This is a genomic window from Mucilaginibacter sp. P19, assembly GCF_050632265.1.
In the GTDB taxonomy this organism is placed as follows: domain Bacteria; phylum Bacteroidota; class Bacteroidia; order Sphingobacteriales; family Sphingobacteriaceae; genus Mucilaginibacter; species Mucilaginibacter gossypii.
Map to the genome: position 1 here is coordinate 4,095,768 of NZ_CP192586.1, position 14,522 is coordinate 4,110,289.

Below are 14,522 nucleotides of genomic sequence, written 5' to 3' on the forward strand. Positions count from 1 at the left end.
GCTTTTATGGCATGCGTTCGATACTTACCCTTTTTTGGTAAAACAATTCTTTAACCCTGCAGGTAATCCCGCGTTAGCCCAACAGGCTGATGCCCATGCCAATAAGCTGAACCATTTATTTGTTATGGTGGCTTACGCTTTACCATTTGTAGGCGGCATGGTGGCCGACTGGTTTACCGGCAAATACAAGCTCATCCTTTATATTTCTGTAGTATATTGCTTTGGACACCTGTTGCTGGCGATGTTTGATACAAGCCTTAGTGGCTTTGAAATAGGTATGCTTGTTGTCGCCATCGGTGCGGGTGGTATCAAATCGTGCGTTTCGGCCAACGTAGGCGACCAGTTTGATGCCAGCAATCAGGATTTGCTCTCAAAAGTTTACGGCTGGTTTTACTTTAGCATCAATGCAGGCTCTATGTTATCAACGATTGCTATCCCTACCATTTACAAATATTACGGCCCTAAATGGGCTTTTGGTGTTCCCGGGATATTAATGGGTTTGGCAACTGTTATATTTTTTATGGGCCGCAAAAAATATGTAAAAGTGCCTCCGCAGGGCGTAAACCGAAATAACCTGGTGTTTATTACATGGTATGCACTTACCCATTTAAGTAAAAAGAAACCAGGCCAATCATTACTTGATATTGCCAAAGAAAGCTATGATCCGGAACGGGTTGAAGGAGTTAAAGCAGTATACCGTGTGATTTCCGTATTCTTTTTTGCATTGGCATTTTGGGCTGTTTGGGACCAGTGCCTTTCAGAATGGACGCTATATGCCGCAAAAATGGATCGAAACATCAATCTTGGTTTTACCTCATTCCAGATAGAACCAGGTTCAATGTCTACATTTAATACCATTTTCCTTTTGTTATTCATACCACTGTTTAACTATGTAATTTATCCCAATTTAGATAAGATCGGGTTAAAAACAACACCTTTGCGCAGGCTGGGTGCCGGTTTGGTTTTAACAGCATTATCGTTTGTAGTTATCGGTTTTACACATGTTAGTATTGATCATGGTGGCTCACCATCGATGTGGTGGCAGGTGCTGGCCTTTTTAATACTCTCAGCTGCAGAAGTATTAGTGTCAATTACCGGGCTGGAATACGCTTATACCCATTCTCCAAAATCCATGAAAAGTACCATGTCGGGAATCTGGTTCCTGGTTGTTTCATTTGGCAACCTGATCACAGCTCTTGTTAACGGACTTATTGAAGACGGTGGCTGGTGGGCCAAAAATCTTGCGGGCGCCAACTATGAGTGGTTTTTCGTAAGTTTTATTGGAGTGTTTATCATCATCTTCATGTTTGTTGCGCCTCGCCTTAAAGAAAGAAACTATATCACCGACCCTTATATAGAAAACGAGGTTATCGCCGACACGAATAACCTATAAAATATGACTTCGAAAAAACAGGACTGCATGTGCTTTCCTGTTTTTTTGTTTTGATGCTCTATAAATTGATTATTTTCGCAGCTTAAACATTTAACTCATTTTCTAAAATAACGTTCAGTGCCTGATAGCGTCGTAATCATACCCACCTATAATGAAAAGGAAAACATCGAGCGGATGATCCGCAAGGTATTCTCTTTGCCTCATGATTTTCATATCCTGATCATTGACGACGGATCGCCTGATGGCACGCCACAGATAGTAAAAAGCCTGCAGGCCGAATATGAAGGTCGTCTTTTCATGGAAGAACGAGCCGGGAAACAGGGATTGGGCACTGCTTATATACATGGTTTTAAATGGTGCATAACCCATCATTACGACTATATTTTTGAGATGGATGCCGATTTTTCACACAACCCAGATGATTTGTTAAAGCTAAGGCAAGCCTGTATCGACGGTGCCGACGCGGCAATAGGCTCCCGTTATGTAACCGGTGTAAATGTGGTTAACTGGCCCATGAGCCGGGTGCTGATGAGCTACTTTGCCTCGGTATACGTTCGTTTTATAACCGGAATGAAGGTGCAGGATGCTACCGCCGGCTTCATGTGCTACAAGCGTAAAGTACTTGAAACCGTGAGCCTGGATAAAATCAAATTTGTTGGCTATGCCTTCCAGATCGAAATGAAATATACTACCCTTAAACACGGTTTTAAGCTGGTAGAAGTACCCATCATATTTACCGACCGCACGGCTGGCACCTCTAAAATGTCAACCCGAATTTTTCGCGAGGCATTTTTGGGCGTGATCCAAATGAAGATCAACAGCATCTTCAGGAAATATCCGGAGGGGTGATTTTTTAAAGGTGAAAGGGTAAAGGCGAAAGGTTAAAGGTTACATAACAAAACTTTAACTTTTTGTATTTAAAGCAAATTAATCTATCGACTGAAAAAAACCTTTCGCCTTTTAGCTTTAACCTTTCGCTTCCTCAAAAGAAACAAACCTTTTACCTTTAACCTTTCACCTTTAGCCTAAAAAATTACTAATTTCGTTGGCAATGAATGAGCATCTTGACCCTGAACGCGAACGTCTCAGTCCGGCCGAACGTGATATTGAAAAAGTATTACGCCCGCAGCAATTTGAGGATTTTACCGGTCAGCATAAAATATTAGCCAATTTAAAGATCTTTGTACAAGCTGCCCGTCAGCGCGGTGAAGCGCTTGATCACGTGCTGCTGCATGGCCCTCCGGGTTTAGGTAAAACTACCCTTTCGCACATTATCGCCAATGAAATGGGTGTAGGCATTAAGATCACCTCAGGCCCTGTTTTAGATAAACCCGGCGATTTGGCTGGTTTGCTTACCAATCTTGAAACCGGGGATATCCTTTTTATTGATGAAATTCACCGCTTAAGTCCGCTGGTTGAAGAATACCTTTACTCGGCCATGGAGGATTTTAAGATAGATATTATGTTGGAGAGCGGCCCCAATGCCCGTTCGGTACAAATTTCGCTTAATCCATTCACCCTGGTAGGCGCAACTACCCGTTCCGGCTTGCTTACTGCGCCTCTAAGGGCCAGGTTTGGCATCAACTCGCGCCTGGAATATTACGATGCCAAACTGCTTACCACCATTGTACTACGCTCGGCATCGATACTTAAAACACCTATTACTGATGAAGGTGCTTACGAAATCGCCCGCCGCAGTCGTGGTACCCCCGTATTGCCAATGCATTACTTCGCCGCACACGTGATTTCGCCCAAATAAAAGGAAATGGCAAGATTGATACGGAGATTGCCCAGTACGCATTGAACGCTTTAAATGTAGATAGTCACGGACTGGACGAGAATGGACAACAAGATCCTGCTTACCATTATTGATAAGTTTAAAGGCGGTCCGGTAGGTTTAAAAACCGTTGCAACAGCAGTTGGTGAAGACGAGGGCACAATTGAAGAAGTTTACGAACCGTTTTTAATACAGGAAGGCTTTTTAATGCGTACGGCCCGCGGCCGTGAAGCTACTGAGGCTGCCTACAAACATTTAGGAAAGATAAAGCTGGGAGGAAATCCATCCTTATTTTGAGATAAACGTATACATCGCCACCAATCATGAAAACCAAATTAAAACAACTGCTCACTACAACTACGCTCTTTTTAAGCTGCATAACTATCGCATCGGCACAAACAACACCACCGCCACCGGGTACAGCACCAGCCCCTTCGGTTACGGCACCTGCCGATTCAGTTAACAAGGCAAAAAAAGACACCATACCAGTGATACACAAGCCCGTACCGACACTAAAAGTAGGTATTATGGGCTTAAACCATGACCATATCCACCTCATATTAAGTGAGTACCGAAAAGGGAACGTAAATATTGTAGGCATTGCCGAACCTGATAAAAAGCTTTGGGAAAAATTTGGCAAAGCATATAACCTGCCCGATTCCCTGTTTTTTGATGACCTAAGGAAAATGTGCACCACCCGTAAGCCTGCTATTGTGTTGGGTTACAACGCTGTTGGCAAACATGTGGATATTGTGGAGACCTGCGCACCCTTAGGTATTTCTGTAATGGTTGAAAAACCGTTGGCCGCCACCCTTGAGCAGGCTAAACGTATGGAGTTTCTGGCCCTTAAATACTACGTCAAAGTATTAACCAATTATGAAACTACCTGGTACCCATCGTTCCAGGATGCTTATAACACCGTTAAGCAGGACAGCATAGGTTTGATCCGTAAAATGGTGGTACATGACGGGCACCAGGGGCCACGCGAAATTGGCTGCAGCGAAGATTTTTTGAGCTGGTTAACAGATCCTGTATTAAATGGTGCGGGCGCACTGAATGATTTTGGTTGCTATGGCGCTGATTTGATGACCTGGCTAATGAAGGGCCAGCGCCCGATAGCAGTAACCGCCATCGCAAGGCATTATAAACCAACCGTATATCCGAAGGTTGAGGATGATGCCACCATATTGGTTGAATACGCCAATGCCACCGGGCAGATTGAAGCCTCCTGGAACTGGCCTTTCAGTATCAAGGATATGGAGATTTTCGGTGCTAAGGGTTATATCCATGCCTTCGATAAGGATAGTGTTGAAATAAAAGTTAATAACCGTGTAAGAGGTTATAAAGCTGCCCCACTGGTAGCACCAGCTGATGCGCCGGTAGCCTATTTTACTTCAGCCCTCGCAAATCCGCTCAGGCACCCGGATGACCGTTCATCATTAAAATACAATATGATTGTTATGCAAATCCTGGATGCCGCCAAGCGGTCAATAAAAGAAGGAAAGCGTATAGTTTTATAACAAACACAACAGGGCCGATGAAATACATAACTTTATTACTGTTATTTTCCTCGGCCTTGTTAAGCTGCGGAACCAAAAAAGACAAAGCATCCGCTGAGGTTTACCCAACGGTTAGTTACTTAAAGATCAAACTTGATGCTGCCGGGCACTTGCCTGCCAATCCCTACATCTTAAGGTTTAAAAACGACAAAAAGGAGATTGTTTTTTGTGGCGTTAACCATTTGCCAGATAACAACGACACCGAAAATCCGATGTTTAAGGGGATCGAAAAGGCATTTTTTGAATTCAGACCTGATGTATGTGTTAACGAAGGAGGAGATGTTTCAAAAAAGGTTTTCGCCTCAAAAAAGAAGCCATTCAAAAAGATGGTGAAATAGGGCTTACCAAAACCCTTGCAGATAGCCTTAAAATTATAACCGTTAACGGCGACATGACCGATAGCCTTGAATTTAAAGAGCTATTGAAGAGATACACTACCAGCGAATTTTTAGCTTATATAGTTACCGAACGTTTAATGTGGGGCCAACGGCCTCCTGTTACCGATAGCGCGACATTTAAAGCAAATTATGCTAAATTTATACAAGGCTATATCATGAAAACAGGTGGAGTAAAGCTTTCTCCGGCTGAGCAAACCCTGGATTATTTTGAAGCCGCCTATCAAAAACTGCTTAACCGCCCTTTTAAGCTCGAGGAGCTGGAACCTACCAATCCGTTTGACCCCAAAGGAAAATTTCAGGAAATTGGCAGAGCCTCCAAAGAGATCAGGGATCAAAGCCTGCTTCGCACCATTGACAATCTGCTTAAAACCCATAACAAAGTGTTTGTAGTTTTTGGCGGATGGCACCTGCTTACATGCGAGCCGGGCCTGAAGCAGATCATCAATAAAAGCGAATAATTATCCGGTTATCACACTTAAAGTCTTAATTAATTTTGTTTACATCGCAAGGCTTGCGTGTTATATAATTATTATTTTAGCTGCCGTTAATTAAGGAATAAAACCAACCTATAATATGATAAAACAAACGTTAGCCATGCTGGCCCTTTGTGCTTTCGGCGCTGTTTCATGCCAGTCGAAGCCATCAGATAAATCAACTACTGCTACCCCGGTTGCTGAAGTTCCGGCTGCCAATGCTGCTTCACAAGGTGATGCCGCTGCCATTTTAGCCCGCAAGCAAGTCCCTATTCTCTGCTACCACCAAATTCGCGACTGGAAGCCTACCGATTCAAAAAACGCCAAGGATTATATTGTCCAAATTGCTGCTTTTAAAGAACACATCAAAATGCTGGCCGACAGCGGTTACCACACCATACTGCCCGATCAGCTTTATGCATACCTTACCAAGGGCGCGCCGCTGCCTAAAAAGCCTATCATGCTTACGTTTGATGATACCGACCTTGATCAGTTCACCATTGCCAATCCTACCCTTAAAAAGTATGGTTTTAAAGCGGTTTATTTTGTGATGACCGTATCGTTAGGCCGTCCGCATTACATGACCAAAGAGCAGGTAAAACAACTATCTGACGAAGGTAACGTTATTGCCAGCCACACCTGGGACCACCACCGTGTTGACCGTTATTCACATACATCAACCCTTAAGATCATTGGCAAAAATGGTAAAATAACCAATCGCCCGGTGGACGACTGGGTTACCCAAATCGAAAAACCAACTAAAACATTGGAAGAAATCACCGGCAAAAAAATGGACTACTTTGCTTATCCATTTGGCATCTGGAACAAAGCTGCTTTGCCTGAGCTTAGGAAACGCGGTTTTAAAATGGCTTTCCAATTAGCTGATAAACGTGATCAAGCCGATCCATTAATGACTGTGCGCCGTATTTTAGATAGCGGATACTGGAGCACCAAAACGTTAAGCAACAGTATCAGGAACAGCTTTTAGCCCCCCTAAAGGGTGTGGTTGGATAGCATTATTAATCTCAACACATTTAAACAAGAACTGCCTGCTCAAAGAGCGGGCAGTTCTTGTTTAATATCACCCGTATCTTCCCTTTAGAAGACGGACGGCTCACAAATCCTCACCCGCCGGGCCTTGTCCCATATTTGATGAGGGCATTTTGCTGATATCTTTCTCGCCGGGTTTCAAATGAAGTATTTCAGCAATAATCGTATCATCGCCGGTATTTTCACCTAACTCATCATTGTGCAGATCTGAATCATCATTATTCATCGCTGCTGTTTTATGTATTGTTTCCATAATGGTTATTTATTTAACTTCTGTTACCCACTTTACGGCTTCGTGCAATTCTTCCAGCTTATAGCCCGCAAACTTGCCCGGTAAAATATATTTAAACAAATGACTGAACTCCCGAACACCGTCCTGATCGGTTACAACAGCAACTTTGTTCCACCGGGTAAAATATTTAAGGCCCAGCCTGATATTGCCGCACCAGGCACCTGCTGTAAAATTTTTTATATTAGTTTCCAGCACCAGTAAAAAGTTTATTCGCCCAGTTTGTTTTACCTGTTGCTCAAGCAATGGTCTTAAGGCCTTTTCATAATCGCCAATAGTAACGTGGCCGGCTGCATGCATTCCTAACACATGCGCAGGCAAGTATTTAATATGCTCAAGCATGCTATAAATCCCTTTTTTTATCAGATACAAAAACTGCACCAATAGTAAACTTATAGCAAAACGGAGTAAACTATAATAACGAATAATCTCCTTATACAAGTATACCATGATTGATTAAACCTTATTGAAGAGCATAACCGTTCGCGCACCAATTTCAATTTATACTATCTTTGCATAAATGCAGCAAAACAAAGCCATATACAGTCAACTCATTAAAAACGAGGCACAAAAACTTGGCTTTTTGTTTTGTGGTATTGCCAAAGCAGATTTTTTAGAAGACGAAGCCCCGCGTCTTGAATCCTGGCTCAATAAAAACATGCATGGCGAAATGGCGTACATGGAAAACCATTTCGATAAGCGCCTTGACCCGCGTTTGTTGGTTGACGGGGCTAAATCGGTTATATCATTAGGCATTAATTATTATACCGATCAGCAGCAGGATGATCCGTTATCGCCCAAAATCTCTAAATACGCTTATGGAATTGACTACCACACGGTGATTAAAGATAAGCTGAGGCTATTACTGCAAATCATTAATGATAAAATTGGTGAAGTAGGCGGCCGTGCGTTTGTTGATTCGGCACCGGTACTTGATAAGGCATGGGCACGTAAAGCAGGAATGGGCTGGATTGGCAAAAACAGCAACCTGCTCAACAAAAAAGCCGGCTCGTTCTTTTTCCTGGCCGAACTGATCATTGACCTTGAACTGGAGTACGATATAGCTCCCACAGCCGATCATTGCGGCACCTGCACCAATTGTATCGACGCCTGTCCTACTGATGCTATTGTAGGGCCGTACGTAGTTGATGGCAGCCGTTGTATCTCCTATTTAACCATCGAACTTAAAAACGAAATTCCACAGGAGTTTAAAGGTAAGATGGATAACTGGATGTTTGGTTGTGACGTTTGCCAGGATGTTTGCCCCTGGAACCGCTTCTCGGTGCTAAATACCGAACCAGCCTTTACTCCGCACCCTGATTTACTGCACTTGAAAACCGCCGACTGGCAGGACATTACACAGGATATTTTTCAAAAAGTATTTAAAAATTCGGCCGTTAAGCGCACAAAATTTAGTGGATTGAAACGAAATATCGATTTTTTGAAGGTTAAAGGTTAAAGGTTAAAGGTTAAAGGTTAAAGGTTAACGTATCCTTCCTTTTCTGGTTTCAAAATAATATCAACAAAAAACCCTTGCAATTATTTATGCAAGGGTTTCAATAAAAAATCCTAAAATCCTTTAATCCTAAAATCAGGGTTCAAAATATTATCCTTTTTTAAACTTCAACGCTAACTGGGCCAGCATATCATCGTTAACCGGCTGGGCTGGCTCATCCTTCTTTTTAAAAGGTTTGTTTTGATACTGCTGATTTTTGGTATGATCGGGCTTGGTATACTCTTTTTTCTGGTACTCAGGTTTAGAAGCAGCGGGCTGTTGATCTGCCGGTTTTGGCTGGGCAGCTTTGTTGGCCTGGCGTTCGGCTGCTTTTTTGGCGTTCCAGCGGGTGTAAATTTCTTCGAGTTTGCGTTTAGTATAAAGCGGAAAATCACCCTGCATCATCCATGAGTAATAACTTGGCTCGGCGTTCAACACGTCTTCAACACGTTTGCCTTTATGTTTGCCAAAGTTTATCAACTCCTCGCCCTGTTCATTATAAACCATACGACCGGCAAAATCAACCGGTTTGCTCAGGTTAGTAAATGCGTGCAGCGCTTCAACATCGCCCACAACAGGGATTATTTTATTACCTTTTTTATCCTCCCACTCTACATTTTCATAACGCTCAATCTGCGCCAGCAAAACTTCCATGGTAGCGCGGGTATCTGCTTCGGCCGAATGGGCGTTTTCAATTACTTTATTGCAATAAAACTGGTAGGCAGCCTTTAACGTGCGTTGCTCCATTTGATGAAATATGTTCTGTACATCAACAAAATGGCGGGCATCCAGGTTGAAATCCACTCCGGAACGTAAAAATTCCTCCATAATCATGGGGATATCAAACTTATTTGAATTGTATCCGGCCAAATCGCTATCACCAATAAAATCGGCTATTTCCTGGCCAAGCTCTTTAAATTGCTTTTCGTTTTGTATGTGCTCATCGTAGATGCCGTGCACCAGCGACGACTCGAGCGGGATAGGAATGCCCGGGTGAACACGCCACGTTCTCACTTCTTCGCTGCCATCAGGATTAAGCTTGATAACAGATATTTCAACTATACGGTCGGCACCGATATTGGTACCTGTTGTTTCAAGATCAAAGAAAGCCAGGGGCCGTTTTAAATTTAATTTCATTTGTAAGTGTTCAGAGATGCAAAGGTCGCAAATGTCCTAAAATTAATCAGCAGAATAAATTTTTTAATTTATTTAATATACCAATTTATTATTTAATTTGATTATCCCTAATTATCACAATTTGTATGAACAAAATCACTCTTATTCTTTTGATTTTTATCAGCTTATCACTCAAAGCTGCCGCACAGGATTTTGAAACCGGAATCACCGACCAGGAGATTGAAATGGCCAAATATGATAAAGATCCGCAGGCAAATGCCGTTTTTTTTAACGAATTTGGCAAAACCAGAATTGATGAAGTCAGTGACCATATCAGGATGGTATTTACCTATCATACCAAAATAAAGATCTTCAGTAAAGAAGGCCTTAACAAAGGTACTATCGCAATTCCCATCCATAACGGCGATAATAGTTTTGAAGAAGTTCAAAACATTAGCGGAACAACTTATTACAAGGATGATAACGGCATAATTCAACAGGTCGAACTGGACACCAAAAAAGTTTATACCGTAAAAGATTATAAGTATGGCAGCACAGTAAAATTTGTATTACCTGCCTTACGCCCCGGCTGTGTCATTGAATATAAATACGAAGTTGTATCTCCGTATTGGGATTTATTTCATGGATGGAATTTCCAGGATGATGTTCCTAAAGTATACTCTCAATATGAAGTACATATCCCAGGCTTTTGGAACTTTAACGCGTCATTACGCGGAGCACTGAAACTCACTAAAAGCACTTCGGAAGTTGAACGCGAATGCTTCTCATCCGGAGGCTCCAAAGCCGATTGCTCGCACATTACTTATGCCATGAAAGATATCCCGGCCTTTGTTGAAGAAGATTATATGACGGCGCGTAAAAATTTCCTGTCAGCTATATTTTTCGAACTGGTTGAATGGACAAATCCTTATACCAATGTTAAAAGTGTTATAAGCAAGGAATGGAGTGACGTTGACCGCCAGTTAAAAATATCAGACGGATTTGGCTCCCAGTTAAAACGGACCAGCTTGCTTAAAGAACGCATAGCCCCTGTTATTGCGGGTAAAACGGATGATCTGGATAAAGCTGAAACCATCTACAATTGGGTACAAAAACAGTTAAAATGGAACGATTATATCGGTATAGAAAGTAACGAAGGTATTAAGAAAGCCCTTGATACTCACACCGGCAGTATCGCCGATATTAATCTGACACTTATTACCGCGCTAAGCGCTGCTGGCCTTAACGCCGATGCCGTATTGCTTTCAACCCGCGACCATGGAATGGTGAATAACCTTTACCCGGTACTTAGCGACTTTAACTACGTTATAGCCAGGTTAACTATTGGCGATCAAACCTACCTGCTCGATGCTACCGATCCGTTATTGTCCTTCGGTTTACTCCCTCTTAAATGTATAAACGATAAGGGAAGGGTGATTAGCCTTAATAAACCATCATACTGGATAGAGTTAAGCACTCAGCAAAAAGCGGCCACCACACGGATGTTCGATCTTACACTGCTTGATAATGGAAAGCTAAAAGGTACAATAACCAATTACTACAAAGGTTACGACGCTTACGAAAAACGCAAAGTCATTAAAAAGTTTAATACTGTTGATGAATATGTTGAAGATTTTGACGAGAAACAACCTAAATTAAAAGTACTTAAGTCAGACATAGCAAATCTCGACAGTCTTGACAACCCGCTACGTGAAACCTTTGAAGTGGAGATAGATGCATTTGATAATACCAATCATGATAAGCTTGCATTTAACCCTTATTTTTGGGAAAAACGCACCACCAACCCGTTCAAACTTGCCGAACGTGATTATCCTGTTGACTGGGCCTTTGCCTCAGACAAGAGGCTTGTTTTGGTGATGCACCTGCCTGCGCAATATATCATTGAAACCCCGCCCCAGATAGTAGCGTTTTCATTACCAAACAAAGGCGGCATGTTTGCTACCACGTTTGAGAGCCAGGACAATAACAGTTTTACCTTTTCAAACATTACCCAGTTTAACAAGTCGGTTTATGATTCGGCCGAATACCCTTATCTTAAGGAGCTGTTTAATAAGATCATTCTAACGGAAAAAGGAGATATGATCTTCAAGAAAAAATAATGAAAGCATTTTTAACTACCCTTTTTATCTTTTTGGCGGTAACCTGTGTAAAAGCACAGGAAAACTACGACGTATCGCTCATTTCAAAAGACCTTTTGCCTTATGCCAGCTCAATAGTGCGTAATGAGGAAGTTACTGTTGAGGTTAAAGACTTAGATAACACACTTTGTCACGTAAAACAAGTAATAACCGTACTCAATAAAAATGGTGACGATGACGTTGATATAGCGATATGGCATGACAAAAGTCGTTATATTAAGGATATAAAAGGAATGATTTACAACCAATGGGGCAAGCCCACAGGTAAATTTTCAGAAAGCGACTTTGATGATGACAGCAATCACGATGGCTTTTCACTTTTTACCGACCTAAAGATAAAACATTATCAACCCAGGGTAAATGATTATCCTTACACCGTAAGTTATGAGTATGATGTAAAGTCAAAACAATCACTTGACCTTGAGAGCTGGCAACCTATTCCTTCGGATGGTATAGCAGTTGAAAAAAGCTCGTATACATTTATCTGCAAGCCCGATTTTAAAATCAAATACAAACAAACCAATTTACCTGTTAAGGTAACAATTGGCACCAATAAGCTTGGGCTACAAACATACAACTGGCAAATTAGCAACCTGAAAGCTTTAAAGCATGAACCTTACAGCCCTGTTTACCGATCAATAATGCCCAGGCTGGAAATAGCGCCCGAAAAATTCATTTACCGTGGTATCAGTGGCTCATTTACCAACTGGAAAGAACTTGGGCAATGGCAATATGACAAGCTTAACGCAGGCCGCCAGCAGCTTTCGCCTCAAACAGTGGCGAAAGTAAAAGAGCTTACAAGTTCAATAACCGACCCTAAAGCCAAAGCGCGCAAGGTTTATGAATACATGCAAAGCAAAACGCATTACATTAGTATACAAGTAGGGATAGGCGGTTATCAACCCTTCCTGGCATCAGATGTTGATGCTCAAAATTATGGTGATTGCAAAGCCCTGGTTAACTACACGCAGGCCTTATTAAAGGCTATCAACATTGATTCATACTACTGCGTAGTGGAAGCAGGACCATCCAAAGTAAACTTTCAGCCCGACTTTGCAAGCATGGACCAGGGCAATCATGTTATTTTGTGCCTGCCTTTTAAAAATGATACCACCTTTTTAGAATGTACCAGTCAGAACATACCGTTTGGCTTTTTAGGCGATTTCACTGATGACCGTATTGTGCTGGCCTGTACACCGCAAGGTGGCAAATTAATGCATACGCCAAAATACACGGCCCAGGCTAATCTTGAACAACGCAAAGCCAATTTTACATTAAGTGCCAACGGTAACCTGTCAGGCACAATGGTTACCAATTTCAAGGGCACTAATTATGAAGATCGTGATCATGTGATCTATGAATCGAAAACAGAACAGATCAAAGATCTGAAGAAGATTTATCCCATTAATAACCTTGATATTGAAAGTGCAGATCTGAAGCAGTTTAAAGTTGAACAACCATACACCACCGAAACGTTAAAAATTTCGGCTACAGACTATGGCTCGGTATCTGACGGAAAAATAATTTTTCTGGCCAACCCGGCCAACCGTGTAAGTTCGCCGTTACGTGAGGTCCGTAACCGACATAACGATGTTTACATTAACCGTGGATATACCGATGAGGATGAGATCACTTATACCCTACCCGCAGGATACAAGGTTGATATGCGCCCTAAAAAAGTAAGTATCGAAAAACCTTTCGGAAAGTTTGAATCAAGTGCAACTGTAAATGGGGATAAGCTGGTATACAGTCGCAAGCTACAGATCATAGATGGTACATATAGTAAAGACACCTATCAGGACCTTGTTGATTTTTACCAGTCAATTGCGGATGTAGATAATGATAACGTTACCTTAGTTAAAGGTAACTAAATATCACGATACCGAGGATAATACCAAGCACCATGATCACATAAAGCATGATCTCGGTGCCTGCGAACCGCTTGTACTTAGTCCAGAATGAGTAATCTTTTTTTGTCGGCCATGATGGTGCAAAATTATTGAAAATTACTGCACAAATTGGCTCAAATTTTAACGAATTACATGAAGGCGATTTAAACTTTATATTGGTGTAGTTCGCAAAAATCCTCCTAAAATTTGTATTACCTAATTCATGCTTGTAGGTACATTTTCAATAGAACCTGCCCTCGAAAAGTACTTGTATAATGATGGATCGCGCAGTTTTACGATGATAACCCCGCGACGTGAGCTGGCATGTACTACGTAGCCATTTTGCAGGTAAACACCCACATGGCTAAACTGCTTTCCGTCGAAATCAAAAAACACCAGGTCGCCTTCCTTTAGCTCGTCTTCATATTTTCGTTTGATGACGGATATCTGCTTGCTGGTCATGCGGGGAATGGTAATACCATAAACCTGCTGTTCCAGCAAAAAAGTCAGCCCTGAACAGTCGATCCCGTCTTTATCTAATCCACCAAATTTATAGGGTGTTCCCATCCATTGATCAATAAAAGCGTAAAGGCGACCATTTTGAATACTGCCCTTATCAACCTCCATAATTTCGGAATATTTTGAAGCGATATCAGGTGACGGATTAACCACCTCACCCGGCTGGCCGCGCATAGCGGCCTTGCGCGAGTGACATGAACTTAATATAAATGGGGAAAGGAAAAGTATAAACAAATAAAAACTACGACGCAGGTATATGCTCATAAAGTAAAATTAACTTTAATGTTTATTGAGAGGATGCGGATGTTTTTAACATATTAACATGGGTGGAAGAAGTCTGCAAGGCCGATGTCCGAAAGTCCGGAAGTAAAAATGCATAACTCATTAAAACTGCTCCTGGCTTTC

13 protein-coding genes and 1 pseudogene are annotated in these 14,522 nt (G+C 41.9%); 10 read left to right on the top strand and 4 right to left on the bottom strand.

The genetic code is table 11. The annotated features are described in order from the left end of the window. Window positions 1-34 precede the first annotated feature (34 nt). From ACQ86K_RS19805 to ACQ86K_RS19835, 7 genes and pseudogenes are all read left to right on the top strand, one after another. Window positions 35-1,393 (top strand): MFS transporter, encoded by a 1,359-nt coding sequence (locus ACQ86K_RS19805; RefSeq protein ID WP_431198611.1) that lies wholly within the window; start codon window positions 35-37, stop codon window positions 1,391-1,393. A 117-nt stretch (window positions 1,394-1,510) separates the two neighbouring features. Then, window positions 1,511-2,242, top strand: coding sequence for a polyprenol monophosphomannose synthase (locus ACQ86K_RS19810; RefSeq protein WP_091162408.1), 732 nt, complete (start codon window positions 1,511-1,513; stop codon window positions 2,240-2,242). A gap of 202 nt (window positions 2,243-2,444) precedes the next feature. Then, window positions 2,445-3,467, top strand: a pseudogene (gene ruvB, locus ACQ86K_RS19815) (Holliday junction branch migration DNA helicase RuvB). A gap of 26 nt (window positions 3,468-3,493) precedes the next feature. Then, the gene (locus ACQ86K_RS19820) at window positions 3,494-4,690 is read left to right on the top strand and encodes a Gfo/Idh/MocA family protein (RefSeq protein WP_091162406.1); all 1,197 of its coding nucleotides are present in this window, start codon (window positions 3,494-3,496) and stop codon (window positions 4,688-4,690) included. Between the two features lie 17 nt (window positions 4,691-4,707). Beyond that, window positions 4,708-5,067: a hypothetical protein gene (locus tag ACQ86K_RS19825; protein WP_431198612.1), complete on the top strand. Its 360-nt coding sequence runs from the start codon at window positions 4,708-4,710 to the stop codon at window positions 5,065-5,067. 53 nt (window positions 5,068-5,120) lie between these two features. Further along, window positions 5,121-5,585, top strand: a complete 465-nt coding sequence (locus tag ACQ86K_RS19830; RefSeq protein WP_431198613.1) for a hypothetical protein — start codon at window positions 5,121-5,123, stop codon at window positions 5,583-5,585. Window positions 5,586-5,700: 115 nt separating this feature from the next. After that, window positions 5,701-6,588, top strand: coding sequence for a polysaccharide deacetylase family protein (locus ACQ86K_RS19835; protein ID WP_091162403.1), 888 nt, complete (start codon window positions 5,701-5,703; stop codon window positions 6,586-6,588). 126 nt (window positions 6,589-6,714) lie between these two features. Here the strand turns inward: ACQ86K_RS19835 and ACQ86K_RS19840 are convergent, their stop codons facing one another. Both ACQ86K_RS19840 and ACQ86K_RS19845 read right to left on the bottom strand, forming a co-directional pair. Beyond that, window positions 6,715-6,903, bottom strand: a complete 189-nt coding sequence (locus tag ACQ86K_RS19840) for a hypothetical protein (RefSeq protein ID WP_091162402.1) — start codon at window positions 6,901-6,903, stop codon at window positions 6,715-6,717. 9 nt (window positions 6,904-6,912) lie between these two features. Beyond that, on the bottom strand, window positions 6,913-7,281 hold the full coding sequence (locus ACQ86K_RS19845) for an STAS/SEC14 domain-containing protein (RefSeq protein WP_218134327.1): 369 nt from the start codon (window positions 7,279-7,281) through the stop codon (window positions 6,913-6,915). Between the two features lie 178 nt (window positions 7,282-7,459). On the opposite strand from ACQ86K_RS19845, the gene queG reads away from it, so the two are divergent. Next, window positions 7,460-8,398, top strand: coding sequence for a tRNA epoxyqueuosine(34) reductase QueG (gene queG, locus ACQ86K_RS19850; protein ID WP_091162398.1), 939 nt, complete (start codon window positions 7,460-7,462; stop codon window positions 8,396-8,398). 147 nt (window positions 8,399-8,545) lie between these two features. Here queG and ACQ86K_RS19855 read toward each other — a convergent pair whose 3' ends face one another. Next, complete coding sequence (locus ACQ86K_RS19855) at window positions 8,546-9,571, bottom strand: 3'-5' exonuclease (RefSeq protein ID WP_091162396.1); 1,026 nt, start codon at window positions 9,569-9,571, stop codon at window positions 8,546-8,548. 125 nt (window positions 9,572-9,696) lie between these two features. Here ACQ86K_RS19855 and ACQ86K_RS19860 point away from each other — a divergent pair, with 125 nt between their 5' ends. Together ACQ86K_RS19860 and ACQ86K_RS19865 are read left to right on the top strand one after the other, a co-directional pair. Next, entirely contained in the window at window positions 9,697-11,670 is a 1,974-nt protein-coding gene (locus ACQ86K_RS19860) for a DUF3857 domain-containing protein (RefSeq protein WP_091162395.1), read from the top strand. Continuing rightward, window positions 11,670-13,580: a DUF3857 domain-containing protein gene (locus tag ACQ86K_RS19865; protein ID WP_091162393.1), complete on the top strand. Its 1,911-nt coding sequence runs from the start codon at window positions 11,670-11,672 to the stop codon at window positions 13,578-13,580. The genes ACQ86K_RS19860 and ACQ86K_RS19865 overlap by 1 nt, the downstream gene beginning before the upstream one ends. A gap of 234 nt (window positions 13,581-13,814) precedes the next feature. On the opposite strand, the gene ACQ86K_RS19870 is transcribed toward ACQ86K_RS19865, so the two are convergent. Continuing rightward, window positions 13,815-14,381 carry a C40 family peptidase gene (locus tag ACQ86K_RS19870; protein WP_176844331.1) on the bottom strand — a complete coding sequence of 189 codons (567 nt, stop codon included), beginning with the start codon at window positions 14,379-14,381 and terminating at the stop codon, window positions 13,815-13,817. Window positions 14,382-14,522 lie beyond the last annotated feature (141 nt).

Excerpts from the sequence above, each read along its gene's own strand:
- ACQ86K_RS19855 (WP_091162396.1), bottom strand. The coding sequence starts at position 9,571 with ATGAAATTAAATTTAAAACGGCCCCTGGCTTTCTTTGATCTTGAAACA.
- ACQ86K_RS19865 (WP_091162393.1), top strand. The coding sequence starts at position 11,670 with ATGAAAGCATTTTTAACTACCCTTTTTATCTTTTTGGCGGTAACCTGT.
- ACQ86K_RS19845 (WP_218134327.1), bottom strand. The coding sequence starts at position 7,281 with ATGCTTGAGCATATTAAATACTTGCCTGCGCATGTGTTAGGAATGCAT.
- queG (WP_091162398.1), top strand. The coding sequence starts at position 7,460 with ATGCAGCAAAACAAAGCCATATACAGTCAACTCATTAAAAACGAGGCA.
- ACQ86K_RS19830 (WP_431198613.1), top strand. The coding sequence starts at position 5,121 with ATGACCGATAGCCTTGAATTTAAAGAGCTATTGAAGAGATACACTACC.
- ACQ86K_RS19825 (WP_431198612.1), top strand. The coding sequence starts at position 4,708 with ATGAAATACATAACTTTATTACTGTTATTTTCCTCGGCCTTGTTAAGC.
- ACQ86K_RS19835 (WP_091162403.1), top strand. The coding sequence starts at position 5,701 with ATGATAAAACAAACGTTAGCCATGCTGGCCCTTTGTGCTTTCGGCGCT.
- ACQ86K_RS19820 (WP_091162406.1), top strand. The coding sequence starts at position 3,494 with ATGAAAACCAAATTAAAACAACTGCTCACTACAACTACGCTCTTTTTA.
- ACQ86K_RS19870 (WP_176844331.1), bottom strand. The coding sequence starts at position 14,381 with ATGAGCATATACCTGCGTCGTAGTTTTTATTTGTTTATACTTTTCCTT.
- ACQ86K_RS19860 (WP_091162395.1), top strand. The coding sequence starts at position 9,697 with ATGAACAAAATCACTCTTATTCTTTTGATTTTTATCAGCTTATCACTC.
- ACQ86K_RS19840 (WP_091162402.1), bottom strand. The coding sequence starts at position 6,903 with ATGGAAACAATACATAAAACAGCAGCGATGAATAATGATGATTCAGAT.